Here is a 24,240-nt window from a genome sequence, read left to right as displayed (position 1 = left end):
ATCATCAGTTGTGAAAATTAGAACTGTGCGTTTAAACCAATCACGAACGACCTTGCACGCGGATACGCCCCCCAATCTAAGCCAGTTGTTGGGTATTGAGCGCCACCCTGACTCGTATTTGTATTTACGTCAGGATCCATTCCTTTATAGTTGGTAAATAATAAAGCGTTATAAACCGACCCATAAATTCGAAACGTAGAAAGACCTACCTTACTGCTTAGCGTTTTTGGCAGTTTGTAACCCAATGTAACCGTATTCAATCTTAAATAAGAACCATCCTGGATTCCTAACGTTGAAACAACTGGATTTTCATGATAAGGCAAAAATGTTGTGGCATTTGCATTAAGGGCCTTTAAAGCTGCCGGATCTGTAACTGGTGTAATTTGCCCCCCTTGGATGTCGTAGATACGATACGAGCTAGACAAATAGTTTAGCCGGTTTTTGTAGAGGCCATCTTCTTTGCTACCATAAAATGCCGCTAGATACTCGGCATTGTAAATTTTATTGCCAACGCTCCAATTGAAATCCATACGGAAATCAAAATCTTTATAGTTTCCGCTTAAATTTAAACCTCCTGTATATTTAGGGTTCATGTTTCCGATAACTTCTACATCATTCTCATCAACCTTCCCATCCGGTGCACCCGCAGGCCCGCTTAGGTCTTTAAATTTGATAACGCCGGGGTAAGCAACCTGCCCACCAGGCTTGTTGGCGTTTGTCCCGTATACAGTACCAATTATTCCTGACGATATATCAGGCACCCCGGTTTTTAGCACATATTTCCCACCTACGTAGTCAAAATCGTCTACGGTGTACCAGCCGTCGTAAGTATACCCCCTTACTAAACCCACCGGGCTACCTTCTTGAAAGATATAATCACCGGTGTTTGGCTGGGTCATAGTTGATCCCCATTGTGATTTGTACAAGCCCGTAACACCCTCTGCCAGTTCTTCAATTTTGCCTCTATTGATATTTAGGTTTAATCCCAGATTTAAGTTAAAGTTCTCTTTGTTGATTAGGTCCGATGCCAATCCGATCTCGATACCTTTATTGCTTGTGCTTCCCACATTCTCGTAAGTGTATTGAAAACCGCTGTAAGGGCTAGCTGGGGTACGCATCAATAGGTCTTTTGTAGAATTTTTGTATAACTCTATTGAACCGTACAGTTTGTTACGGAAAATCCCAAAATCAAAACCTAAGTTGCGCGTAATAGTAGTTTCCCATTTTAGGCTGGGATTAGGCATCTCATCACTTCCCGGTACATACGCAGGTTGTTGAGTTTCATTGATAGAGTAGCCAGTTAATCCGCTAGATTTCCAGTTGAAATTCCATAAGTTGGCGCTGATGCCATCGTTACCAACAGCACCGTAAGAGAAACGCACCTTTAAATTGTCTAACCAATCCACACTTTTCAAAAAGTCTTCTTCGGAAGCACGCCATGCCACAGCCCCTGCCGGGAAATAACCCCATCTTTTCGCAGGTGCAAAACGTGATGATCCGTCCGCACGGAAAGTGGCAGTAAATAAGTATTTACTTGCAAATGAATAATTAGCTCGTCCGAAAAAAGACAATAAACGATTTGGCGTACCGGAGGATGAACTTAAACCCGAATTTACCGTGGTGGTGCTTGCAAGGTATTGATCCATAATTGCGAAAGCACGGTCTTTATCAAATGACGCGGGATAATAATTTCCAAAAATTTTAGTGCCTTGCGAGCCTGAGTTTGAAACTTCTTGACCGGCCAACACGTTCAAGCTATGTTTTTTTCCTAACCCTTGCACATCATAATTCAATGTGTTTGACCAGCGCATGTTCCACCCTTGGTTGTTGCTTATAGAAGCATTGCCGCCAAAGGTTTTGTTTCCGTCACTGTCAAAATAATGATTATAAACCGCGCCGCTCCAAGTTCTATTGATATTCCAATTGGTATTTAGCCCTAAGTCTGTCCGCGCTACTAATCCCTTTATAATTGTCCAATCCAAAGCAGTATTGGCCCGTAAAGCACGGTTTCTATTTTCGGGGATGTAATCTTTCATTAAAGCTACGGGATTATAATCATCCTGCAAGACATTATCGTAAAAGCCTAATTGGGTATTTACATTAGGATCTAACTCGCCCAAAACATCTGCGGTAGCTATTGGTCTAAAAGCATAAGCTGAGGATAAAATGGATCCTTTTCCATTGGTTGTGCCCTCATTACTTACGGAGTTGACATCAGTATAGCGGGTGTCTAAGGAGAACTTTAATGTGCTGGTTAAAGTTTGGTCCAGCTTTAACGACACATTGCTGCGTTTGTAAAAAGAATTTACTTTCATACCATCTTCATCAACATGGTTAAACGCTAAAAGGAAGCGGGTTTTTTCGGTACCACTAGACAAATTGACATTGTGGCTCTGTGAAAATGAATCGTTGTATGCCTGCTTAGCAAAACTTGTTGCCCCTACGCTACGATAATGGTCAATGCCTGCCGTATTATTGTAAGTTGATGCAAAGGACCCGATACCCCACAAACGAGCCCAAGTATCTGCATAAGAATCACTGATTGCTTTAGCATATCCCCAATTGTAAGCGATATAATCATATGCATTCATCGTATCAAAATACTTTGCCGGTGTATTAAATTTGCCGTACCCGTCGTAAGTGATGGACAATTTGCCTTCTTTTGCGCCTTTTGTGGTTACAATGATAACTCCGTTTGCTCCTCTGGCACCGTAAATCGCAGTTGATGAAGCGTCTTTTAATACGTCAATACTTTCTATCTGACTGGCGGGAATATCACTGATAGACCCAACCGGGAAACCATCCACAATATACAGTGGATCATTACTTTGGGATATTGAGCCTCCACCACGCACTCGAATTGAAATAGAGGCATCTGGTCGGCCATCTTGCGTTACCACGTTTACGCCCGGCAACTTACCTGCAAGTGCCTGCGCCGCATTCGGCACCGGTACCGCAGCTATATCTTTACCAGAAACGGAGGATACCGCACCCGTTAAATCCGAACGTTTTGTGGTCCCATATCCTATAACTACAACTTCATTTAAAGACGAGACATCAGCCTGTAAGCTTATGTTAACCGAAGTATTGCCCGAAACCGCTATAGTTGCACTGCGATAGCCAAGATAAGAAACTGTTAATGTTGCATTGTTTACATTGGGCACGTTTTGCAGAACAAACCTGCCATTAACGTCAGTTAAGGTACTGACTTTAGCCCCTTTAACGCTGACAGTGGCGCCAATAAGTGCCTCCCCGGTTTCCTTATCCGTCACCTTGCCGGTTACGGAACCGTTTTGTGCAAAAAGTTGTGCGGTGCAGAAACAAATGACGCATAGCACATAAATCTTTAGGATTTGCTTTTTCATTTTTCTTTAAGTTTTTTAAACCGAGCCCTCTTTACCATATCTTAAAATTATGGTGTATTTGAGTAAAGATTTGGTCCTAGTTTGGCCCAGAAGTTTATATTGGTTTTGATAAAAGTATTATTAATTGTGTCTTTTTTGTTACAAAACAAAAACAAAAAACACGCAATCGATGCCGGCAACGTTGCCGGAAGCTTATCATGATAATATTCTACAATCGATCTTAAAGAAAAATAGCCATAACGAAAAGGGGCAGTCAGCCTTGAAAAAAACGCTTGAAAAACAGAGTTCTTTTTGCAATTACCTCGCTATCCCAATCTCATTGGCCGCCATAATAAAAGCGCCCATCCCTTTTGGGTCATCTTGGATAACCGGCTCACTTAAATAATAAGCATAAGAACCGTCCCTGTAAGGCTTGCCACCTAAGCCCGACACTTGCACCGTGCCGTTTAAATGCAAATAGCCCTCTGCATCGCGTTCTAAAAATTTACTCCTTATCCCATCAAAACCTGCTTTTGCAATCGCTAAATATTTTTGCGGTAAAGCTTTTAACCGCACGCCTTTTGCTAAAGCATATACAAACATATTTGAGGCGGACGCCTCTGGGTAATTGCCTTTTTGGGTCTGCTTATCTAGCACCTGGTACCATAAGCCTTCTTTTGATTGTACTTTTGCTACAGCCTCGGCAAAATTATTTAACAGTTTCTCCAAAACCGGTCTTTGCGGATGTTGCTTCGGAAAATAATCCAGCACATCCACTAAGGCAATTCCGTACCAGCCCATGGCTCTGCCCCAGAAATTAGGCGAGGTTCCAGTTTCTTTATTTGCCCAGGCTTGTTGTTTAGATTCGTCCCAGCCATGGTAAAGCAAGCCGGTTTTGGGGTCTGTTGTATGTTTGGCTATAGTGATGAATTGCTTGGCTATATCATCAAAGTTATGCGGTTCGTTAAACATCGCACACCACTCGACATAAAAAGGCTGGCCCATGTAAATACCGTCTAGCCACATTTGGTGAGGATAAACTTTTTTATGCCAAAAACCGCCCTCTGCGGTGCGTGGATGGGTTTTAAGCTGCTCCCTTAAATGCGATGCTGCTAATTTGTACTTTTTTTTCCCGGTTTGTTTGTACAGAAATAAAAGCGTACTGCCGTTTTTCACATAATCAATATTGTAACTTGGCATACTATAACGCTCAATGGTGCCGTCGTCATTAATAAAAAGACTCATGATATGCTCCATGTACTGGATGTATTTTGGATCATGGTTGCGCTCATAAATGTTGGCCATACCTTCAAAAAACACCCCTAAATCATAAGACCATTTCGCGGGTTTGCCAGGATCATGAGCCAAGGAATCTGGCCACTTATGCATAATGGTGGTCGCCATGTCTTCTGCAAGTTGCGCGGCCGAGGGGCTTTTACTTTGTGCAATTAACTGTACCGAAGCAAGCACAGCAAAACCTATCAATAAAATGCTAATTTTCTTCTTGCTCATTATTTTACGTTAAAAATATATTCTTTACCTGCAACAGTTTCAAAATCTAAAAGCTTTGTGGCTTTATAAGTATTCGCAATTATCTCGGCCTCCTCTGATTTAAGCGGCGACTTAATTTTGTTGACCTTAAAAAAGGGATTTTTATTTTCGCCTTGGGCGGGATGTAAATTAACGGCGCCTTGTAAGTTAAGGTTCGCTGTAAGCCTTAAACGGCAGTTACCTCCTAATGTAGACTTAACTTTTAGTGTTTTAAGCTCACCGTTTTCCCAACTCATGGCCACTTCAAAACCTCCTCTGGTTTTCAATCCAGAGACACTTCCATTAGCCAGTTCATCCGGTAATGCCGGCAAAATAAAAATATCGCCGTCATAGCTTTGCACCAGCATTTCTGCTATACCGGAAGTACAGCCAAAGTTTCCATCTATTTGAAAAGGCGGATGAGCATCTAGTAAATTGGGGTAGGTACCGCCCGACTGTCCTTTGGTTTCCGTTGGTGCGGGACTCAACTGATCTTTAATTAGCTTATAAGCCCGGTTTCCGTCAAGCAGTCTGGCCCACCAATTCACTTTCCATCCCATAGACCAGCCGGTAGATTTATCACCTCTTGAAATTAAAGTGTTTTCTGCTGCCTTTGTTAGTTCGGGTTGTTTAAACGGAGATATTTGCCCCGAAGGATACAAGCCATAAAGATGGGAAATATGCCGATGATGATCATTAGGTTTATCTTTATCCTGCAACCATTCCTGTAGCTGGCCGTACTTGCCTATCTGCATCGGCGGAAGCCTCTTTAAAGCATTTGAAACAGAATCTGCAAAATTCGCATCTACTTTAAGCACGCGTGCGGCGTCAATTAAGTTATTAAAAACATCAAATACCAGTTGGTTATCCATGGTGGTACCGGCCGAAATCCCCACCCCCGGCTCATAACTATTCTCGGGCGACATAGAAGGTGCCACTACTAACCATTTGTGAGTAGGTTCTTCTTGCAAAACATCTAAATAAAAAAGCGCCGCCCCTTTTAATATTGGATAATAATCGTTCAAAAAATCTTTATTACCGGTATAAAGGTAGTGCTGCCACAAATGCTGGGTTAACCAAGCCCCGCCCATTGGCCACATACCATAAAATCCACCGTCAACTACACCTGTAATCCGCCACAAGTCGGTATTGTGGTGCATATTCCAACCGCGGGCACGGTACATTTCCCGCGCGCTTTCTTTTCCGGTTTCGGCTAAATCTTGTAACATGCTGAACAAAGGTTGGTGCAATTCGCTGAGGTTGGTAATCTCGGCCGGCCAATAATTCATTTCGGTATTGATGTTTACAGTGTACTTGCTATCCCACGGGGGCGAAAGTTTATCGTTCCATATCCCTTGCAAATTTGCCGGCTGCGTACCGGGTTGCGAACTGGAGATTAATAAGTAGCGACCAAACTGAAAATAAAGCGCCAAAAGTTCAGGGTCATGATGTGTGGCAAACTCTTTAATGCGTTGGTCGGTAGTTTTTGCAGATTGTGCCGATTTGCCCAGATTTAATTGCACCCTGTTGTAGTAGTTCTGATAGGCTTGTACGTGTTTCTGCTTAGCAAGATCGTAACTTATAACCGAAGCTCTTTGCAAAATATCCTCAGCTTTCTCCATCGCATTTGCTGAAATATCTCTATAGCTTTTAAAGTTTGTCGCAATAGCTACGCGGATAATAACTTCATCGGCATTGCTAACCTCCAGTTGCTCGGCACTTGTGCTCAGCTTTCCTCCGTTTAAAGTGCATTGTGCTATACCCACATACTTTACCTTGCCAATTTTGTTATCTACGCTCCCGCTTGTTCCCTCAAAATACAGTTTATTGCCAACAGCTTTGAAATTGCTTTTTACCTGCGGACTGCTAGCTTTTATCGAAAAACTTAAGCTACCTTTTTTGCTTGCGCTAAGTTTAATAAAAATTGCATTGTCGGGTATTGATGTGAAAACCTCGCGTTTATAGCTAATGTTACCCACCTTATAACTTACAGAAGTTAAAGCATTGCCGATGTTTAAATCTCTGTAATAATCGGTGTATTGATCATGCCCCTTAAACTCAAACCATAAGCTCCCCGCTGTTTGGTAAGGCATCCCGTAATTAAGGTTATCGGGTGCTTGCCTCGGGAATATTTGGTTTGATAATTCTTGGGCCTCCTTGTTTTTTCCGGCGAAAAGCAACTTTCTTATTTCTTCAATTTGTGGGTAAACATTCTTCGGTACGTTATTACCCGGTTCGCCCGCCCAAATTGTTTCCTCATTTAGCTGCAGTTGCTCTTTTGCAGGCTGCCCAAATACCATAGCCCCTAAACGCCCGTTTCCAATTGGTAATGCCTCGTTCCAGTTGTCGGCAGGTTTGTCATACCATAACTTCAAATTCTGCTGAGAAAACCCACGCGCAGAAAGTAACAAAAAAACAAAACTGACTAAAAGAGCTCTTTTCATCAACTTATATCGCCTTAACATGAATTAATACCTTAACGCTTCTTTATTTGCACCGTGGCTAAACTTGGCCTCAACGTTGCTTTTGGGCAATCCATAATTTTCCATCACTACACTCCTACTTCGTTCACCGTTAATATCTAGCGAGATGTTTGGCGCAGTTTTAAACTTTAAACCACTTAGCAGGATATCTCTTCCGTTTTCTACATAAATATTTGCACTGCTGCCACTGTCCGCCACTATTGTATTCTCAACTTTGATTCCTGCAACATCAATCAATTCAATTCCTACATTCGCCTTCAAAAAGGTGTTTTTGATACTGATGTTTTTAACAGCCATCTCGGGCAAACCTCTCATAAAAATCCCTTTGCTGGCACCATTACAAACTACGTTTTCTATCTCGACATCTTTAAATTGAGGTGTTTCAACGCTCACTGTTGGGACTTCAACTTTTTGGTTGGGCAATGGCGGTTTGGTCCAGTAATACATATCAAAATAAATAGCTTCTTGTACGATGTTTGACATGTTGATGTTTTTGATGTAGATTTTCTCCACTACACCGCCCCGCCCGCGCGTGGTTTTAAAGCGCAAACCTTTATCCGTACCTACAAAAGAACAATCGGACACAAAAATATTGCGCGCACCGCCCGACATTTCGCTGCCCACCACAAAGCCTCCGTGGCCTGCATAAACTGTATTGTTTCTGATAATTACGTTCTCTGTAGGTGTGTTTCTTTTACGTCCTTCCTCATCTTTACCAGATTTGATACAGATGGCATCGTCGCCAACATCAAAAACTGAATTTTCCAGCAAAACGTTGCTACAAGATTCGATATCTATACCGTCTCCGTTTTGCGCATAATCCGGATTTTTAACCCTGATATTACTTACGGTTAAATGTTGCGACATAAAAGGATGTAAATTCCATGCCGGCGAGTTCTGGAAAGTTACCCCCTCCAGTAAAACTTGTTGGCATTTACTTATCAGTACCAGATTTGGGCGCAGATAATCTTTAATCGGCTCAAAATCACTCAGCTTTTTATTGTCGCTAAGCAACACTGAGCTTTTTTCCAGATAGGCTTTTTTAGTTTTCGCACTGGGGAACCAAACTTTGTTATCGGTGCTTACCAAACCTCCGGATGCTATTTTAGCTTTCCACTCGCGTTCTGTTAGCTGATCCCTATTTACCATTCGCCAGGCATCACCGTTGCCGTCAATAATTCCGTTGCCCGTAATAGCGATATTTTGCAAGCCTACCGCCATAATTGGAGACTCGTTACGCGCCGAAGGTTTGCCTTCGTAATTTCCTTCGATGATTTTATATTGGTTAAAGTCTGCCGTAAACTGCAAAAAAGCGTTGTTGCTCAAATGCAGGTTGACGTTGTTTTCTAGATAAATTGGTCCGCTAAGCCAGTATCCATCCGGAATTAAAACCACCCCGCCACCGCCCGCGCTACATTGGGCAATAGCATTATTTATGGCTTTGGTATTTAAACTGCTGCCGTTTGCCACGGCGCCATAATTAATGATGCTGAAAGTATCGGCTTTAAAAACTGGCCTGTTTATTTTCGGTAAGTTTTGCCAGCTGTAACTGTTGTTTTGTGCAAAAAGACTCTGGTTGCTTCCTACTACCAAGGCAAGCAACAGGTACATTTTTTTTAGATTTCGCATGAATTGTATTGTTAACAAATTATAGATGAGTTTTTAAAGCAACTAGCGTGAGATAACTCCACTTTCTACAAGCCATTCTTCACAAAGATTTACCCATAATGCGGTAGAACCGGGGTTGTTGCGCAGCGCAATACTGTGCCCTCCTTGCGGAAAAACATGAAGGCTAGACGGAATGCCTTTCTCTAACAGTGCGTCAAAAAATAATAAGCTGTTTTTTGCTGATACGCTTTTATCATTAAATGCCTGGGCAATAAACGTAGACGGTGTATAACTGCTCACCTGTTTTTGTAAAGAAAACTTATCAATAAGTTGCGGAGATGGCTTTGGTCCTAATAAGTTATCGCGACTTCCTTTGTGCGCAAAAATGCCCATATCAATAACAGGCGACACTAAAATCATAAAATCTGGACGAAAACTGAGCTGGTCCATTGTATCGTTTGCGCGTGCGTAATCGTCTTTTATTGTACCTAAACTAGCCGCCAAGTGCCCCCCGGCCGAAGATCCCATTACACCTACTTTATTGCTATCAATTCCCCATTTCATTGCGTTTGCTCTAATGATTCTCATTCCTCTTTGGGCATCTTGCAATGGTGTAATCTCGCGTATGTTTACATTTTTAGAAATTGGTAAGCGGTGCGCCAAAACAAAAGCGTTTATGCCTAAGGTATTAAACCATTTGGCTAAAGTAACGCCACTTATTTCATAAGCTAAATGATGATAGCCGCCGCCCGGTATAATCAATACTGCGGCCCGCTTGTTTTCTTGTTTAGATGTTAAAAAGACCTGTATATAGGGGCTTGCTACCTCCATTAAGCGTTCATTGCTGATACTGTCTTTTATGTTTAAGCCCTTTGAATTTGGCATATTACCTTTTTCCCAAAGCAGTACACGCTCTTGAGAAAAGGCCAAGGAAGGAAGCAGGCATAAAAAGATAAAACTTGCTAAAAGGTGCTTTGAAATTCTCATTTAAAAATTGCTTCGGGTTTATTTGTAGCTCACCCGCCTCTGGTGCGGATTGGAAAAACCCAAACATAGACTAAAACCGCATTTCACAGGTTTAAAATTTGGTAAAATGGGTTTAATAATTGGCCTAAGGCAAAAAAATAGGGCTAGCTGGGCTTGCTGTTTTGGTATTCTTTAGGACTTAGCCCAAACTTAGCTTTAAAGCAGGTACTAAAATATTTTGGGTTGTTAAATCCAGTAGCGTAAGCAATTTCAGAGATATTCTTCCTGCTATCTGCTAATAGATTTCTGGCCAAATCCAAACGGGTGTCGCGCACAAACTCAACAGGTGCCAAATTAGTAAGGCTTTTAAACTTCTTAAAAAAAGCCGAGCGGCTCATGTTCATTAAATCTGCAACGGTATCTATGTTAAAGTCTTTTTCTGCAATATTCTGCTGAACAACCTCTACTACTTTTTTTAAAAAAAGCTTATCAGCTTCGGTAATTACTACTTCGGTTTCAACAGATTCTTCTTCTGGCTGATTTTTAAGTACCGTATTGAAAAATGTTGCCCGCTGTTGCAGAACCTTGCGGATGGTTTCGTTCAGCAATTCGGTATCAAAAGGCTTTGGCAAGTAATAATCTGCGCCGTAACGCAAACCCAAAATATGGGTTTCTATTCCTGTTTTTGCCGTTAACAAAATAACGGGGATATGGCTGGTTGTGTCATCTGCCTTCAGTTGTTGCAAAAACGCTAAGCCGTCCATAACGGGCATCATTACATCAGATAAAATCAAATCTGGATGCAACGAACGCGCTTTTTCTAAACCTTCGGCGCCGTTTTGAGCGGTAGACACCGCAAATGAGGCTTCAAATTTCAGTTCCATAAAAGCCCTTAGCTCCTCATTGTCTTCCACAATTAGCAGGCGCATTTTTTCATGGGTATCAGCCTTAAACGCATCATTATCAGCATTTCCAGCATCATCATCGGCTACCGACACAGATTGCGACAGCGGAACCGTTAAATCTAAATTTGTAGGCAGCTGAACAGTGACTACTAAACCGCTAGGCGACGCGTTACTTGCCGTTATCGTTCCGCCGTGCACTTCTGCCATTTCTTTTGCCAAGGCCAGCCCAATGCCCGTGCTTTTAGACCCAGATTTATTCTCTCCTTCGTAATACAAATCAAAAATCTGCGATAATTCATGCGCCTTTACTCCCGGCCCCTCATCTTGCACTTTAATAGTGCATTGTTGCTCATCTTCGTTTTGTTCAAGGTTAATGGAAATGGCTTTCGCAGGTGGCGAATATTTAATGGCGTTACCAATGATGTTGTACAGTACAATTTCCAATTTTTCCAGGTCCCAATGCCCGTTCAGATGTTTTTGTGGGCAAAAAAGATTGATGGTCAAAGATTTTTTGGCAATTATCTCCTCAAAATAGCTGAGCTGATGTTTGATAAAACTGACCAACTCGATATTTTGGATACGCAGCTGCACTTTACCGCTTTGTACTTTACGCAAATCTAACAGCTGGTTTACCAAGCGCGCCATCCGCTTTGCGTTCTTTAGCACCAGATCCAAATATTTTTGGCTCCGTTCCGAAAGCTTCTCGTGGTGTAAAACCTCTGCAATTGGATTTACGATTAAGGTAAGGGGGGTTCTAAGTTCATGGGATATTTGCGTAAAAAAATCCATTTTCAAAGTGGCCATCTTTCGCTCAAGCTCAATCCCGTGTCGCAGTTTTAACATCGTAATAATAGTGCGTTGCACTGCTATCAGCACGCCAACAAAGACGATGAAATAAATGGCGTAAGCCCACCAGGTTTTCCAAAACGGTGGCATAATAACAATAGAGACGCTCCTGATTGGCGAGGGAGAATACAGCTCCTCATTTAAGCACTTCACCTGAAATTTGTACTTGCCCGGTGGCAAGTTGGTGTAGGTAATTTTACGCTGTCCATCTGTACTGCGCCAAATGCCATCGTAACCTATCAGCCGGCAGGCAAAATTTTGTTTTTCGGTATCAAAGTAATCTAAAACGGCGAACTGAAAGCTGAGTATATTTTGTGCGTGGTTCAACTTCAGGCTTTTCAGATAACTGATGTCTTTCTTGGAGTAGCGAGGTTCTTGCTGTTTTAAATCTTCGCCATTTACAAAAACCTGCGTAAAAACTAAGTTGGAAGGTCTTGTATCATTTTCGATTTTGGCGGGATCAAATTTTAGCAAGCCTTCTGTTGTACCAAAAACCAAAACCCCACTTGATAATTTAGCCACTGCAGCTTCTGAAAATGAAGCCCTCTGAGACAAACCATCAAAATAGTTGAAGCTTTGAACTTTCTGTGTGTTTATCGAAAACTTGCACAAACCGTTTTGTGTGGCAATCCACAGGTTTTGCTGATTATCCTCGGCACAGCTTAACAAGTAATCGCTCGGCAGTCCGTTTTTCACCGAGAAATTTTTAAAATTTAGTTGTTTTAGTGGGTCCTCTGTTAGAGCTAGGTTAAGTCCGCCAGATGAAGTAAGCACCCACATCTGCATTTTGCTGTCTCTAAAAATGAACTGGACATCGTTACCGCCCAAACTACTGATATCTCCGGGAATTTTTTGGTAAACTTTAAACTCAAAGTTTTTTGGCGTTCCCTTATTTGGGTCAAAAACAATCAGCCCGTCTGTAGTAGCCAACCAAATATTTCCCTTTCCATCTTCAGCAATATGTCTTATTCTCCTAAAATTACCGTCCGGATAATTATTAAAGGCATTATCAAGCGTATAATATATTTGCGGTTGGCTGGGCGACGGGAATAAAATTATTCCGCTTCCGTAAGAACCTGCCCATAAACGCTTTTTGCTGTCTTGAAAAATACTGTAAATAGAATTTTCTGATTTCTTTTTTATAATGCCACTTTCAAAATAGGTGTTAGATAGTAGGTATTTGTTGCTATCAGAATCTAAAGAAACAGCTCTGAACAAACCATGTTTTTTTGTTCCAAACCACATCGCCCCCGTGTTATCTTGTTTTATAGCGTAAATACCAGCATCAAAATGAACTGGCTTATCAAATAGCTGATCAACGATATGACCGTTTTCAATTAACTTTACCTGTTCGGCTTTTGTACCAAGCCATAGCTTATTACCGTCTGCAAACATTCCTCTAACTTCATTCTCCGTTTGCGATTTAGGTACAGGCGTTACCAATTGCTGGAAAAACAAGAGGGGCTTTAAAAGTAACTTATCCGCACCCTTTTTATCGCCAGTCATCCAAATAACGCCCTTATCAAAATAATAAGCATGGTAAACTATTTTGCTCAGCTTTTGGTTGCTGAAAGGTTCGGGATTTAGGCTTCCCATTTTCCCTGTTTCAGAATCATAGTACATCAGACTAAACTTGTCTAACGCTATCCATACTGTTTTGCTTTCATCTTCAAAGATGCTGAAATTTGGGGGCAAGGGATCATCAAAAAGATAGGCGCCTACAGGAAATAAAGGTTTAAAACCGCGCTCAGCTGAGCTATAACGCACTACACCAAATTGTTTCGACTGTACATAAACATCTCCTTTGCTTGCTTTAAAAATTCCATATAGCGCAGACGGATTTGCCAATTGGGCTAGTACCTTAACCGTCCCGTCTTCTGATATGGAGATGAGCTCGCCTAAACTGGTGCTACAAAGCAAGGCTTTACGGTCCGGTGAAGACTCAACCCCTAAAATTTCGCCTTTGGTTACCGTAAAAGAGCGGCTATTTTCTCCGTTATAATCCACGGCGAAAACTTTGTTTGCCTGTGCAAACCACATCAAATTTTCGCCATCGTCCATGAGCTGGATGTTGTTACGCGGCAAAGCTTTTACGGTTTCAACGTTATAATCGCAATCATTTGTTGGTTTTAGCCTAAAAGCGCCTTTATTGGTGGCTATCCAAACTACATTGCGCCTGTCTTGGTGGAAAGCATTTATCGCAGTAACCGGAAGCTTATGGCTGGCAGTTTGATCATTATTGAATAGTTTAAACTTTGGATATTTGCCTAAAGCATCTTGGATTAAAACCAAACCTTTATTGGAAGATGTTAGCCATACCTGCTGTTTGCCAACACTGTTGATTTTGGTGAAGTTAAAATCTGATAGGTCTTTATTGCCCAGCAATTTGGGAAGTGCTTCAAATTCGCCCAGGCTTTTATCAAAACGATAAATTTGGTTGTCGTAAGCTTTTACCCATAAAAAACCGGCTTCCTTATCCTCAACGATAACATCTATACGGTTACTTTTAAGGCTGGATTTATCGCCAGGGTATGATTTGTAATTGACAAAGTTTTCGCCATCAAACCTGCTGATGCCCGCCCAAGAGCCAAACCACATAAAACCGTCACGGTCCTGTATGGCCGATGTTATTTTGTTATCCGCAAGCCCATCTACTGTTGAGTAGTTTTTGATGCTCACCACGTTTTGCGCGCTTACTGTGGTAAACGTGCCAATTATGATGGTTAAAAAAAGAAATATCTGTTTGCTAAAAGGCATTTACTTGGATACGAGGTTTCAATCGTCTTCGCTGAATGTAAGCCTAAATTTATTGAATAAAAAATTATTTAAACTGCTTATCTAAAAAATCAACAACAGTTTCCATCATCGGATCAAACCAAGGGTGGAAAAACCAAAACGGGTGCGGCGTATCCGGAAATTCTTTGACCTGCGAATAAATCTGCAGACTGTCCAATTTGGCAACCATATCATCACGACCCGCATGAAAACGCGGTAAAGAGCTATTTACAAACAAAATAGGCGCCGTGTTTTTATCTACGTGATTCAACGGCGCGGCATCTTCCCAAAGCTCGGGCTTCTGCTGATAATCTCCGCCAAACCACCACGAGGCCGCTTTCCCCTCTACAGATTCGGGATGGTGAAAAGCCAAAGTGCCGTCGATATCTACAATAGCCTGTATCGCACTTGATGCCCCACTGCTGCTATCGTCGGCCTCAAATCTTTCATCATGATTGGTAGTGCCCAAAAGCGCAGCTAGCTGCCCGCCGGCAGAAGTACCCAACGAAGCTATCTTGGAAACATCCAAATTAAACTCCTTGTGGTGCAAACGCATCCAGCGCACCGCTTGCTTCAAATCGTACACCGCAGCTGGGTAAATAGCTTCTAAAGACAAACGATATTCTGGCGCAAAAGCAACATATCCCTTTGCCGCCAACACACGCCCCATGGCTTCCATCTGAGATTTGTCTCCCGAACGCCATCCGCCACCAAAAATCAAAACAACGCCAGGGTATTTTTGCTTTCTATTTTGAGGACAATAAACATCCACCAACAACTTCCGGCCGTTTAAATCGCTGTAAACCAAATCCTTTTTTACCAAAACACCGGTTTTCAGCTCGGGCTCGGCAATGCGGATGTACGGACGGTATTTTTTTTCTTTAATATAGGTACCGTACAAGGTAAACGATGTATCTCTGGGAACTTGCACCTGCGCATTTGCAGCAAAAGCAACAAACAGTGTTAAGCAACAATGGCTAAAAACCGACTTAAAATTTATCATTTATTCTAGTGCTTAGCCGATTTTAGTGCATCGGCAACCAATTGCGCCACAGCAATACCTCCTGCCGTTTGGAAATGCGTGTCATCTTTTTGCCCTTTAGGATAGGCCACAAACTTCCCACTGTCTAAATTCATAAAGTAATTTTTGCGTACATAAGCCTCTCCTAGTGATGAAAACAATGCCATCGAAAGCTCATTTAAATCAATCAATTTAACTTTCAATTCTTTAGCAACGTCCTTTACTGCCTGCGGATAATCACCGTGTACATTACTTAATCTATCGTTTTGCCAAGGGTAATTACGTGCTACCGGCGTAAGCAAAACCGGCGTGGCTCCCTTTTGCCGGGTTTGATTAACGTAAAGCTTTAAAAACTGTTTGTATCCGGGAATATCCACATAGCGTTCGTGTTTTTCTTTTGCCGCGTCATTATGCCCAAATTGGATTAAAACAATATCACCTTTTTTCAAGCTGTTGTAAACCTCTTCCCATCGGCCTTCTTCAAAGAAACTCCGTGTACTGCGGCCGCCCTTAGCGCGGTCGTCCACACGTACACTGTCGGCGTTTGTAAGTTGCCGATATTGGAACAAACTGTCGGCAGCTAAATAGGGCTGCAACATTTGTCCCCAACCCACCAGAGGAAAACGTTTTGTGTTGTAGTTTGCTTCTAATGAATAATCTGCCACAGTAGAATCGCCGATCAGGTACATCACCGCAACTTTCTTTTTAAACAGCGTGAAAGAGCAAAACAGCGCAATAACGCACAGAAAAACGGTGTATGTTACAATTTTACGCTTCATCTTACTTTATGGGTTCAACCCTAAACCAATCTACATCTACATAGCCCGAGTCGTTGATCTGCGTATCTCTAACCGCGTATAAACCTAATTTTGCGCCTACCCATTTGCCGGGCAAGGCTGTAAAAGTTTCTCCTACATTGATATAATTTTTATTGTCGAAACTGTAGGACCAATTGCATTTTCCGCCTGCGGTAACCTTTACGCGCAAATAAACCATATTGGTTTTTAACTTTGTTACAGGTGTTTCTTTTTCTTCTTTACCTTTCACGGCGCCATTGCATACCCCGTAATTCAGGTATAAACCGTCGGCTTTACTTTTAACGGATAGGGTGCTATAATCTTGACCCAAAACAATAAAACCTACACGTTCGTTTTCGAGTTTATCATTTGGCTTAAAGGTCATTTTTGCGGTTGCCATAAATTCATCCGCCGGAAATTTCTGTCCTAAAATGTTGGGCACATCCCACAAGCTTTTCGCATCCTGAGGAATTTGTTTAGTGTATAGGCGTAAATTCCCGTGGTTGCTGGCCATTGCCCAATTTCCGTCCGGGTTGGCCTGCCATTGCCACTGCAAGCCCAACAACGGGCTATCAAATTCATCCGACTCTGCCGGTGTAGCTATTGGATAGCTTTTACCCACGTTAGGTTTTTTGTATTCCATCACCGGCTCTCCACGCCCGTCGCCGTCTTTATCAATACCTATTACCGGCCAATCGTTCACCCATTTCATCGGCTGTAAGTGCACCACGCGTCCATAGGCATCTTTATCCTGGAAATGCAAAAACCAGTCTTCACCTTTTGGAGTATCCACCCAAGCGCCTTGGTGCGGACCGTTTACCGTAGTTTTGCCCTGGTCCATTACATTTTTACGTTCGTAAGGACCATAAATCTCCTTAGACCGTAGCACCAGTTGCCATCCGGTAGAAACACCGCCGGCCGGAGCAAAAATGTAGTAATAACCGTTGCGTTTGTAAAACTTAGGCCCTTCTATGGTCGGGTCGGTCTCGTGGCCGTCGTAAACAATTACGCTGTTACCGGTAACTTTTGTGCCCTCTGTATTCATGGGTGCTATGGCAATCACGCTTTTTATGCCTGCCCGGCTCCCAGCGTAAGCATGCACTAAATATGTTTTGCCGTCCTCGTCCCACAAAGGGCAAGGGTCTATCAAACCTTTGCCTGCATAAACCAACTCGGGTGCAGTCCATGGCCCCATCACGTCTTTAGCACGAGTAACGTAAATGCCAAAATCAGGATCTGGATAATAAATATAAAACTCGTTATTATGGTAACGGATGGCAGGTGCCCAAACACCATTGCCGTGCTGTACTTTGTTAAAAACATCAACCGGGATTTGCTCTTGCAAAACATGGGTAACAATGGTCCAGTTGACCAAATCTTTGGAATGCAACAAAGGCAAACCGGGTACATGGTTAAAACTGGAGGAAATCATATAGTAATCGTCGCCAACGCGAACGGCATCCGGATCAGAATAATCCGCATTAATCACCGGATTTTTGTATTTGCCATTTCCTAAATCAGAAACCCAAACTTTAGATACGTAATTCTTGGGGTCAGCCTGTTTGGTTTGCGCTTGTGCAATCGATAGACTAAACAGTAAAGTGCTGGCTACAATAGCGGTTTTCATTATTTTCTATGTTTTAATTGGGATGTTTAACGTGCTACTTTAATATTCTAGGTAAGCTGAAAAGCCATTTCTAGCAATGTTAGCTAAAAACGACACGATAAAAAAGCCATATACCTAATAAATGTACGCAAACGTTGCCGGCAGGTTTATCGCTCCGGAAACGAAAGCCAAAGCTAAGCCTATATTGCTTACAAAGAGGTTTAAAAATTGGTAAATCTGGTTTAAAAACTGACTAAAAACTACATAACACACGTTTGCCACAACAATGCCTCCAATGTATTTGCCGATTTTAAGTCGTTGGCATGTATGTAATAATTGTCGGCATCCATCAGTGTTTTTCCGTTTAAGAGCGCTTTTTGTGGGATGATTTGTTTTTGGTTGATAACCTCAATAACATCGGCCCAAGTCGCAAATCCGCAAAGCTCACTGTACCAATGCTCTTTTAACAGCAAGCTTTTAAGCGTTTCGTAATCCGCTTGGTTACTAAATAGCAAACGACTCTGGCGCATCAGCGTTTTACCGTCGGGCTTTATGCGCAAAAACACAAACAAATCATACACAGCATCGGCCGATTGCAGATTGGGTTTATAAGCGCCAAAATCATCCCAATCTTGGCACTCTAACAGCAACAGGCTAGCAAAATGGGCAGCAGATTTAATGCAGACTTTGAGGTTTTTTACTTCGAAATCGCAGGTGTCCCAGATGCCCGTTCCCCAAACATCAAAACTCGGTGGCGCAGATGGTATTTTATGCGCCTGCAACCAAGTGTAAAAAGCAAACTCGGCAAGTTTTCCTTGGAATGCATTGATAAAAATCTCCCCCTTTTTCCGCTTTTCCGTACCGCCGCTCCTGTGGTTTCTGTGATGGCCTTTTTGGCCAAAGCTCATGCTAAATGCAAAATCAAGACATTGCAGAACGCCATCTACAACTAATGCTGTTCCTTCAAAATTTTTGATAGCATCAATATGGTAAGCATTTGGCGCTTGGAACCTCAGTTTTGTAAACATGCGTAGGTTTTAGCTGTTTTAATTGGCTGATGGTGAAGGTAATCATAAAATTCATTATAATTGTAAGTACCCATCTTAGCGCCATAAAAAAGCTAACAAACTCACAAAATGGTGGCTTCACAAAAATTTCTTAAAGGCCTTTTTAAATGGAAAATGAACGGAGGATGAACGAAGGATCATTGTAAGATGACCGTAAGAACTTAGTTCTTCAAGTATTCCTTAACCCTTTTTTCAGCGGGCAAATAATCTGCTAATGTGCAGTTTTCGCTTTTTCCATAGCCACGCCTCTTTCTTTTTGTTCAGCGGGTTTACAATAGCCACGCCTTGGTTCACAACCTGAACATATTGATAATGAAGCGATATTTACCTCGGCCTACCTTAAAAACCCGATTTTTTAAATACCTTTGCAAAAAAATTATGCCGGTAAGATAAGACCGGGAAACCCACACATTATGAATAACGTACTAGCGATCGTCGGGAGACCGAACGTAGGAAAATCTACCTTTTATAACCGTTTAACAGAATCCAGAAAAGCAATTGTTGATGATTTTAGCGGCGTAACCCGCGACAGGCATTACGGCATTGCCGAGTGGACCGATAAAAGTTTCACGGTGATTGACACCGGCGGTTATGTTGCCAACTCTGAAGATGTTTTTGAAGCCGCCATCCGCGAGCAAGTGCATATTGCTATTGAAGAAGCGGGAGCCGTAGTGTTTTTGGTAGATGTTACCACCGGCATTACAGATTTGGATGCAGCTATTGCCCAAATCTTGCGCAAAAGCAAAAAACCCGTTTACGTTGCCGTAAACAAGGTAGATAATTTCCAGCTACAGTCTGACGCGACAGAATTTTATGGTTTGGGTTTAGGAGAAATTTATTGCATCTCATCTATGAGTGGATCGGGCACCGGCGAACTTTTAGACGAGGTAATCAAAAACTTTGATACCGAGGCCGAGGAAGAAAACAAGTTGCCGGTTTATGCCATCGTGGGCAGACCTAACGTGGGTAAATCGTCCATGATTAACGCTTTAATTGGCCAAGAACGTAACATTGTAACAGACATTGCTGGCACCACGCGCGATGCTATCCGCATCCATTACAATCAGTTTGGACACGAGTTTATGTTGATTGATACCGCAGGTTTACGTAAAAAAACCAAAGTGCGCGAAAACATCGAGTTTTACTCGGTAATGCGTACCATTAAAGCTTTGGAAGAGGCTGATGTAGTGATATTGATGTTGGATGCCGTGGAAGGCCTAGAGTCACAAGATGTGAATATTTTCTCTTTGGCAGAAAAAAACAAAAAAGGAATTGTGATTGTGGTCAACAAATGGGATTTAGTGGAAAAAGACCATAAAACGGCTACAGAATTTATTGATAAAATTAAAGAGAAATTGGCACCATTTACCGATGTGCCTATCGTTTTTACATCGGTAACCGAAAAACAGCGTATTTTTAAAACCATAGAGGCGGCAGCAAAGGTTTATGCCAACAAAACCAAAAAAATCCAGACCTCTAAATTAAATGATGTGCTTTTACCGCTGATAGAAAAAACACCGCCGCCAGCAATTAAAGGCAAGCATATCAAAATTAAGTACATTACGCAAATCAACGCTTCATCGCCCATGTTCGCATTCTTTTGTAACTTACCGCAATATATTAAAGACCCGTACAAAAGATTTATTGAAAATAAACTGCGCGAAAACTTCGATTTTGAAGGCGTGCCGGTACAATTGTTTTTTAGACAAAAATAGTAAAGTCTCAATACGCAATACTTATTACTCAATACCAAAAAATGAAAAAACTAATCTTTCTATTAACTATTGGAACTTCCCTAACTTTTGTGGCTTGCAATAATCAGCAAAAAACAGATGAGCAAATTGACTCTATCAACCAATCTGCTGCAGATTCATTGTTAAACGAGGCATTGGCTGATACTACTGCTACCGATAATGTTGCGGTGGATAGCACCGTGGCAGATACTTTGGCGCCTAAGAAGTAGAAGCGGGGATTGGAGTAGCTGTTTAGAGACGGGCGATCTAAACAGCCTCCTGCAATTTTGCCAGCGCTGCGTTAATAAAATCGTCGTAAGTGCTGGTGATTGTGCAAAAGCCTTCCTCACCAAAATAATATCGGGCTAAAACAGCTTTTATCTGGCTCTCTAGCAAGTGCCTCGAGGTTTTGACATCTTTTTTATCGCCTATCACTTCTTTGCTGGCGCAGTAACTTAAAAACTTCTGATAGTCTTGCTCGCCAAAATGAAACTCTTCTTTAAACGCTGCCGCAGATTTAAACCTGTTGGGCGTAACTGCATTAATCAGTTTGGCATAAACAAAACCTTGCACCAAACCTTTTGCACTCACTTTTTTGTAAAAGGCCGAAAAACCTGTGGTATCAAAAGGCACAAAAACATCGGGCATAATGCCTCCGCCGCCATACACGGTGCGTCCTTTTAAAGTTTTGTATTTTACTTGCCGACTTAAAAAAGAGCTGTCGCTTAAAGCACTGTCTAAAGAAACATAATCACCATGCTTAAAACGCCGACTCAGCTCTTCCTTATAATTCTCTTTTCCTTTAGCGTATGATTTTTGGATAGAACGGCCGCTTGCCGTGTAATACCTTGCAATGGTTAAATTCATAGCCGAACCATCCGGAAAGCCAAACTGCTCTTGCACCAAGCCTTTGCCAAAAGAACGGCGGCCAATAATCCACCCACGGTCTAAATCTTGCATGGCGCCCGCCAAAATCTCACTCGCAGACGCGGTTCCTTCATCTATTAAAATTACCAAATCCCCTTTTTGAAAACTACCATCCGCGGTAGCACGATAATCGGTGCGTGGCTCGTGTAAACCTTGGGTGTAAACAATTAACTGATTGTCGGGCAAAAACTGATCGGCCAAAGCAGTTGCGGCGTTTAAATAGCCACCGCCGTTGCCGCGTAAATCTAAAATCAGGCTTTTCATCCCCTTTTTTTGTAACGCATTCAGTTGTGCCGCAAAATCTTCGGCCGTATTAGCGCCAAATCGGCTTATCTTAATAAAGCCAATTCCGGGGCGCAACATCAAAGCCACATCAATGCTGCTTACTACAATACGGCCACGCTCAATATCTAACGAAATGGGCTTGTTATGGCCATTGCGCAAAACAGCTACATTTACCTTGCTGCCGCTTTTGCCGCGCAATTTATTTACAGCACGGTCAGTATCGCCTTTTACCAAAAGCTTCTCGCCGTTAACGGCTATAATTTTATCGCCGGGTAATAAGCCCGCTTTCGCGGATGGACCGGCTTTGCGCACAGAAGTTACTAAAACTGTATCGTTCAACACAAAATACTCTATCCCGATACCGTCAAAATTACCTTCTAAATCTTCGTTCTGAGATTTGGCTTGCTTAGGTGGCAAATAAACCGTATGCGGATCCAAGCTGCTCAAAATATCATCAATGGCCAATGCTTGCAAAGAATCTGTGTTTACAGAATCTACATAATTGGTTTTAATAACCCTTAAAATTTTATCTAGCTTTTGGTTGCCGCTCAAAGCAAAATCGGGCAAACCCAAATTGTTTCCTGCCGAGCGGTTTTGTTCATAGGTAGCTCCCAACACCACACCTATAAAAGCGGCTACCAATGCCACTAAAACATAGCTGAAAGTATGGTTGGGAGATTTACTCATTTCGGGACGCAAAGTAAAGACTAATAAACGTATGAATGCAATAATAATGCGAATTTTATGGCTGTTTTTAGCTGTTTTTTAAAAGATGACATTCCATTGTCGGACCGTCGCTAAAACGATGTTTCCAAAGTGTGATACTGCTCCCGATAAAAAATAAAAACCGCTAAATGCACATTTTTTCCGATTTTAGAGAAAATTTGCAGATCATGGCCCTAGAAACCACCGAACAAGATTCATTGTACAGCGATCTTGAAAAGAAATCGACCATTGAGATTTTAAGAAACATTAACCGCGAAGACAAAACGGTTGCCCTTGCGGTAGAAAAAGCGCTGCCTCAGATTGAGGCGTTTATAAACGCTGCTTTACCAAAAATGCAAAAAGGCGGCCGCTTATTTTACATTGGCGCCGGCACCAGTGGCCGTTTAGGCGTGGTTGATGCGTCGGAATGTCCGCCCACTTTCGGCGTCCCTTTTGATTTGGTGGTTGGGCTAATTGCCGGTGGTGATACCGCGATTAGGCGTGCCGTTGAGTACGCAGAAGACGATACCGCGCAAGCTTGGAAAGATTTGAAGAAACACGGCATCAGCGAAAAAGATGTTGTGCTAGGCATTGCAGCCTCTGGAAAAACACCTTATGTAGTAGGCGGATTAAAAAAGGCCCAGCTTAAGGGAATATTAACCGGATGCATTGTGTGCAATAACGGAAGCCCGGTAGCGCAGGCCGCGCAATTCCCGATAGAAATTGTGGTGGGGCCGGAGTATGTTACCGGCTCTACCCGGATGAAAGCCGGCACCGCCCAAAAAATGGCTTTGAACATGATTAGCACTGCCTTAATGATAAAAATGGGCAAAGTAAAAGGCAATAAAATGGTGGATATGCAGTTAACCAACAACAAGCTGCTTAGCCGCGGCACCAATATGATTATGGCCGAAACCGGTGCTACACGCGAAATAGCGGCCGAGTTATTGCAAAAATACGGTAGCGTGCGCAAAGCCGTGGAAGAGTTTTACGCAAGCCTTCAATAAAATTTTATGCACGAGATAGAGCCTTATTACAAATGGAGAGACGATTATGTTGCAGCGGAAGACGATCGCTCGCCATTTTATGAAACAGAATATAACGAATTTGAATACGACAAGCAGGTGTACAACTATTTGTTGCACCCGCAGTGGGATTTCTTTGGCTCTAACACCTTATATCTAAAAATCCTTTTTGTGGATTATGATAGGCATTATGCCATCATTGAGTTTATTGGCGAGTGGAATGATGCCATTACAAACGACATTATGTTGTTAAAACGCGAAATTCTGGAATCTGTGATGGACGAGGGGATTGATAAATTTATCTTCATCGGTGAAAACGTGCTCAACTTTCACGCTTCTGATGATTGCTATTATGAAGAGCTTTTCCAGGAGGTGGAAGACGGTTGGATTGCGGGGGTAAACTTCCGCGAACATGTGATTGACGAGTTTAAAGCGCACAATATCGACTATTACGTCAACTTCGGAGGCCAGCTTGACGAGTTAAATTGGCGACAGCTTAAACCTCTACAATTTTTTAAGAAAGTAGAAGAGTTGCTTAGCAAACGTCTTAATTAAACAAAAAAACCACCCTTTTGAGGTGGTTTTAAACCAAAAACTAAATATCAACACAAAACTTT

15 protein-coding genes are annotated in these 24,240 nt (G+C 42.2%); 4 read left to right on the top strand and 11 right to left on the bottom strand.

Annotation, left to right across the window (positions count from 1 at the left end; all coding sequences use genetic code 11):
- Window positions 1-17 precede the first annotated feature (17 nt).
- From BCY91_RS07555 to BCY91_RS07510, 10 genes are all read right to left on the bottom strand, one after another.
- The gene (locus BCY91_RS07555) at window positions 18-3,365 is read right to left on the bottom strand and encodes a SusC/RagA family TonB-linked outer membrane protein (protein WP_120181348.1); all 3,348 of its coding nucleotides are present in this window, start codon (window positions 3,363-3,365) and stop codon (window positions 18-20) included.
- Between the two features lie 297 nt (window positions 3,366-3,662).
- Window positions 3,663-4,856: a glycoside hydrolase family 88/105 protein gene (locus tag BCY91_RS07550; protein WP_120181347.1), complete on the bottom strand. Its 1,194-nt coding sequence runs from the start codon at window positions 4,854-4,856 to the stop codon at window positions 3,663-3,665.
- Window positions 4,856-7,318: a glycoside hydrolase family 95 protein gene (locus BCY91_RS07545; RefSeq protein WP_245989029.1), complete on the bottom strand. Its 2,463-nt coding sequence runs from the start codon at window positions 7,316-7,318 to the stop codon at window positions 4,856-4,858. Before BCY91_RS07545 ends, BCY91_RS07550 begins: the two co-directional genes overlap by 1 nt.
- A 24-nt stretch (window positions 7,319-7,342) precedes the next feature.
- Entirely contained in the window at window positions 7,343-8,986 is a 1,644-nt protein-coding gene (locus BCY91_RS07540) for a glycoside hydrolase family 28 protein (RefSeq protein WP_220699453.1), read from the bottom strand.
- A gap of 42 nt (window positions 8,987-9,028) precedes the next feature.
- Entirely contained in the window at window positions 9,029-9,952 is a 924-nt protein-coding gene (locus BCY91_RS07535) for an alpha/beta hydrolase (protein WP_120181344.1), read from the bottom strand.
- Window positions 9,953-10,095: 143 nt separating this feature from the next.
- Window positions 10,096-14,439 carry a two-component regulator propeller domain-containing protein gene (locus tag BCY91_RS07530; protein WP_120181343.1) on the bottom strand — a complete coding sequence of 1,448 codons (4,344 nt, stop codon included), beginning with the start codon at window positions 14,437-14,439 and terminating at the stop codon, window positions 10,096-10,098.
- A 64-nt stretch (window positions 14,440-14,503) separates the two neighbouring features.
- Window positions 14,504-15,460: an alpha/beta hydrolase gene (locus BCY91_RS07525; RefSeq protein ID WP_120181342.1), complete on the bottom strand. Its 957-nt coding sequence runs from the start codon at window positions 15,458-15,460 to the stop codon at window positions 14,504-14,506.
- A 5-nt stretch (window positions 15,461-15,465) separates the two neighbouring features.
- Window positions 15,466-16,257 (bottom strand): rhamnogalacturonan acetylesterase, encoded by a 792-nt coding sequence (locus tag BCY91_RS07520; protein WP_120181341.1) that lies wholly within the window; start codon window positions 16,255-16,257, stop codon window positions 15,466-15,468.
- Between the two features lies 1 nt (window position 16,258).
- Window positions 16,259-17,902, bottom strand: a complete 1,644-nt coding sequence (locus BCY91_RS07515) for a glycoside hydrolase family 43 protein (protein WP_120181340.1) — start codon at window positions 17,900-17,902, stop codon at window positions 16,259-16,261.
- Window positions 17,903-18,141: 239 nt separating this feature from the next.
- Complete coding sequence (locus BCY91_RS07510; RefSeq protein WP_120181339.1) at window positions 18,142-18,909, bottom strand: hypothetical protein; 768 nt, start codon at window positions 18,907-18,909, stop codon at window positions 18,142-18,144.
- A gap of 452 nt (window positions 18,910-19,361) precedes the next feature.
- Between BCY91_RS07510 and der the strand changes: the two genes are divergently transcribed.
- Both der and BCY91_RS07500 read left to right on the top strand, forming a co-directional pair.
- Window positions 19,362-20,663, top strand: a complete 1,302-nt coding sequence (gene der, locus BCY91_RS07505) for a ribosome biogenesis GTPase Der (protein WP_120181501.1) — start codon at window positions 19,362-19,364, stop codon at window positions 20,661-20,663.
- Window positions 20,664-20,704: 41 nt separating this feature from the next.
- Window positions 20,705-20,911, top strand: coding sequence for a hypothetical protein (locus BCY91_RS07500; RefSeq protein WP_120181338.1), 207 nt, complete (start codon window positions 20,705-20,707; stop codon window positions 20,909-20,911).
- A gap of 37 nt (window positions 20,912-20,948) precedes the next feature.
- Here BCY91_RS07500 and BCY91_RS07495 read toward each other — a convergent pair whose 3' ends face one another.
- Window positions 20,949-22,580 carry a S41 family peptidase gene (locus BCY91_RS07495; protein WP_120181337.1) on the bottom strand — a complete coding sequence of 544 codons (1,632 nt, stop codon included), beginning with the start codon at window positions 22,578-22,580 and terminating at the stop codon, window positions 20,949-20,951.
- Between the two features lie 167 nt (window positions 22,581-22,747).
- Between BCY91_RS07495 and murQ the strand changes: the two genes are divergently transcribed.
- Together murQ and BCY91_RS07485 are read left to right on the top strand one after the other, a co-directional pair.
- Entirely contained in the window at window positions 22,748-23,605 is an 858-nt protein-coding gene (murQ, locus tag BCY91_RS07490; RefSeq protein WP_245989028.1) for an N-acetylmuramic acid 6-phosphate etherase, read from the top strand.
- 6 nt (window positions 23,606-23,611) lie between these two features.
- Window positions 23,612-24,178, top strand: coding sequence for a hypothetical protein (locus tag BCY91_RS07485; RefSeq protein ID WP_120181335.1), 567 nt, complete (start codon window positions 23,612-23,614; stop codon window positions 24,176-24,178).
- Window positions 24,179-24,240: the final 62 nt, after the last annotated feature.

This window comes from Pelobium manganitolerans (genome assembly GCF_003609575.1).
In the GTDB taxonomy this organism is placed as follows: Bacteria; Bacteroidota; Bacteroidia; order Sphingobacteriales; family Sphingobacteriaceae; genus Pseudopedobacter; species Pseudopedobacter manganitolerans.
The sequence above is the reverse complement of the archived record's forward strand: the minus strand, read 5'-3'. Positions and strand labels throughout refer to the sequence as shown.

Coding starts and splice junctions, on each gene's coding strand:
- BCY91_RS07525 (WP_120181342.1), bottom strand. CDS start 15,460: ATGATAAATTTTAAGTCGGTTTTTAGCCATTGTTGCTTAACACTGTTT.
- BCY91_RS07545 (WP_245989029.1), bottom strand. CDS start 7,318: ATGAAAAGAGCTCTTTTAGTCAGTTTTGTTTTTTTGTTACTTTCTGCG.
- BCY91_RS07495 (WP_120181337.1), bottom strand. CDS start 22,580: ATGAGTAAATCTCCCAACCATACTTTCAGCTATGTTTTAGTGGCATTG.
- BCY91_RS07530 (WP_120181343.1), bottom strand. CDS start 14,439: ATGCCTTTTAGCAAACAGATATTTCTTTTTTTAACCATCATAATTGGC.
- BCY91_RS07510 (WP_120181339.1), bottom strand. CDS start 18,909: ATGTTTACAAAACTGAGGTTCCAAGCGCCAAATGCTTACCATATTGAT.
- BCY91_RS07535 (WP_120181344.1), bottom strand. CDS start 9,952: ATGAGAATTTCAAAGCACCTTTTAGCAAGTTTTATCTTTTTATGCCTG.
- BCY91_RS07540 (WP_220699453.1), bottom strand. CDS start 8,986: ATGCGAAATCTAAAAAAAATGTACCTGTTGCTTGCCTTGGTAGTAGGA.
- der (WP_120181501.1), top strand. CDS start 19,362: ATGAATAACGTACTAGCGATCGTCGGGAGACCGAACGTAGGAAAATCT.
- murQ (WP_245989028.1), top strand. CDS start 22,748: ATGCACATTTTTTCCGATTTTAGAGAAAATTTGCAGATCATGGCCCTA.
- BCY91_RS07485 (WP_120181335.1), top strand. CDS start 23,612: ATGCACGAGATAGAGCCTTATTACAAATGGAGAGACGATTATGTTGCA.
- BCY91_RS07520 (WP_120181341.1), bottom strand. CDS start 16,257: ATGAAGCGTAAAATTGTAACATACACCGTTTTTCTGTGCGTTATTGCG.
- BCY91_RS07515 (WP_120181340.1), bottom strand. CDS start 17,902: ATGAAAACCGCTATTGTAGCCAGCACTTTACTGTTTAGTCTATCGATT.
- BCY91_RS07550 (WP_120181347.1), bottom strand. CDS start 4,856: ATGAGCAAGAAGAAAATTAGCATTTTATTGATAGGTTTTGCTGTGCTT.
- BCY91_RS07500 (WP_120181338.1), top strand. CDS start 20,705: ATGAAAAAACTAATCTTTCTATTAACTATTGGAACTTCCCTAACTTTT.
- BCY91_RS07555 (WP_120181348.1), bottom strand. CDS start 3,365: ATGAAAAAGCAAATCCTAAAGATTTATGTGCTATGCGTCATTTGTTTC.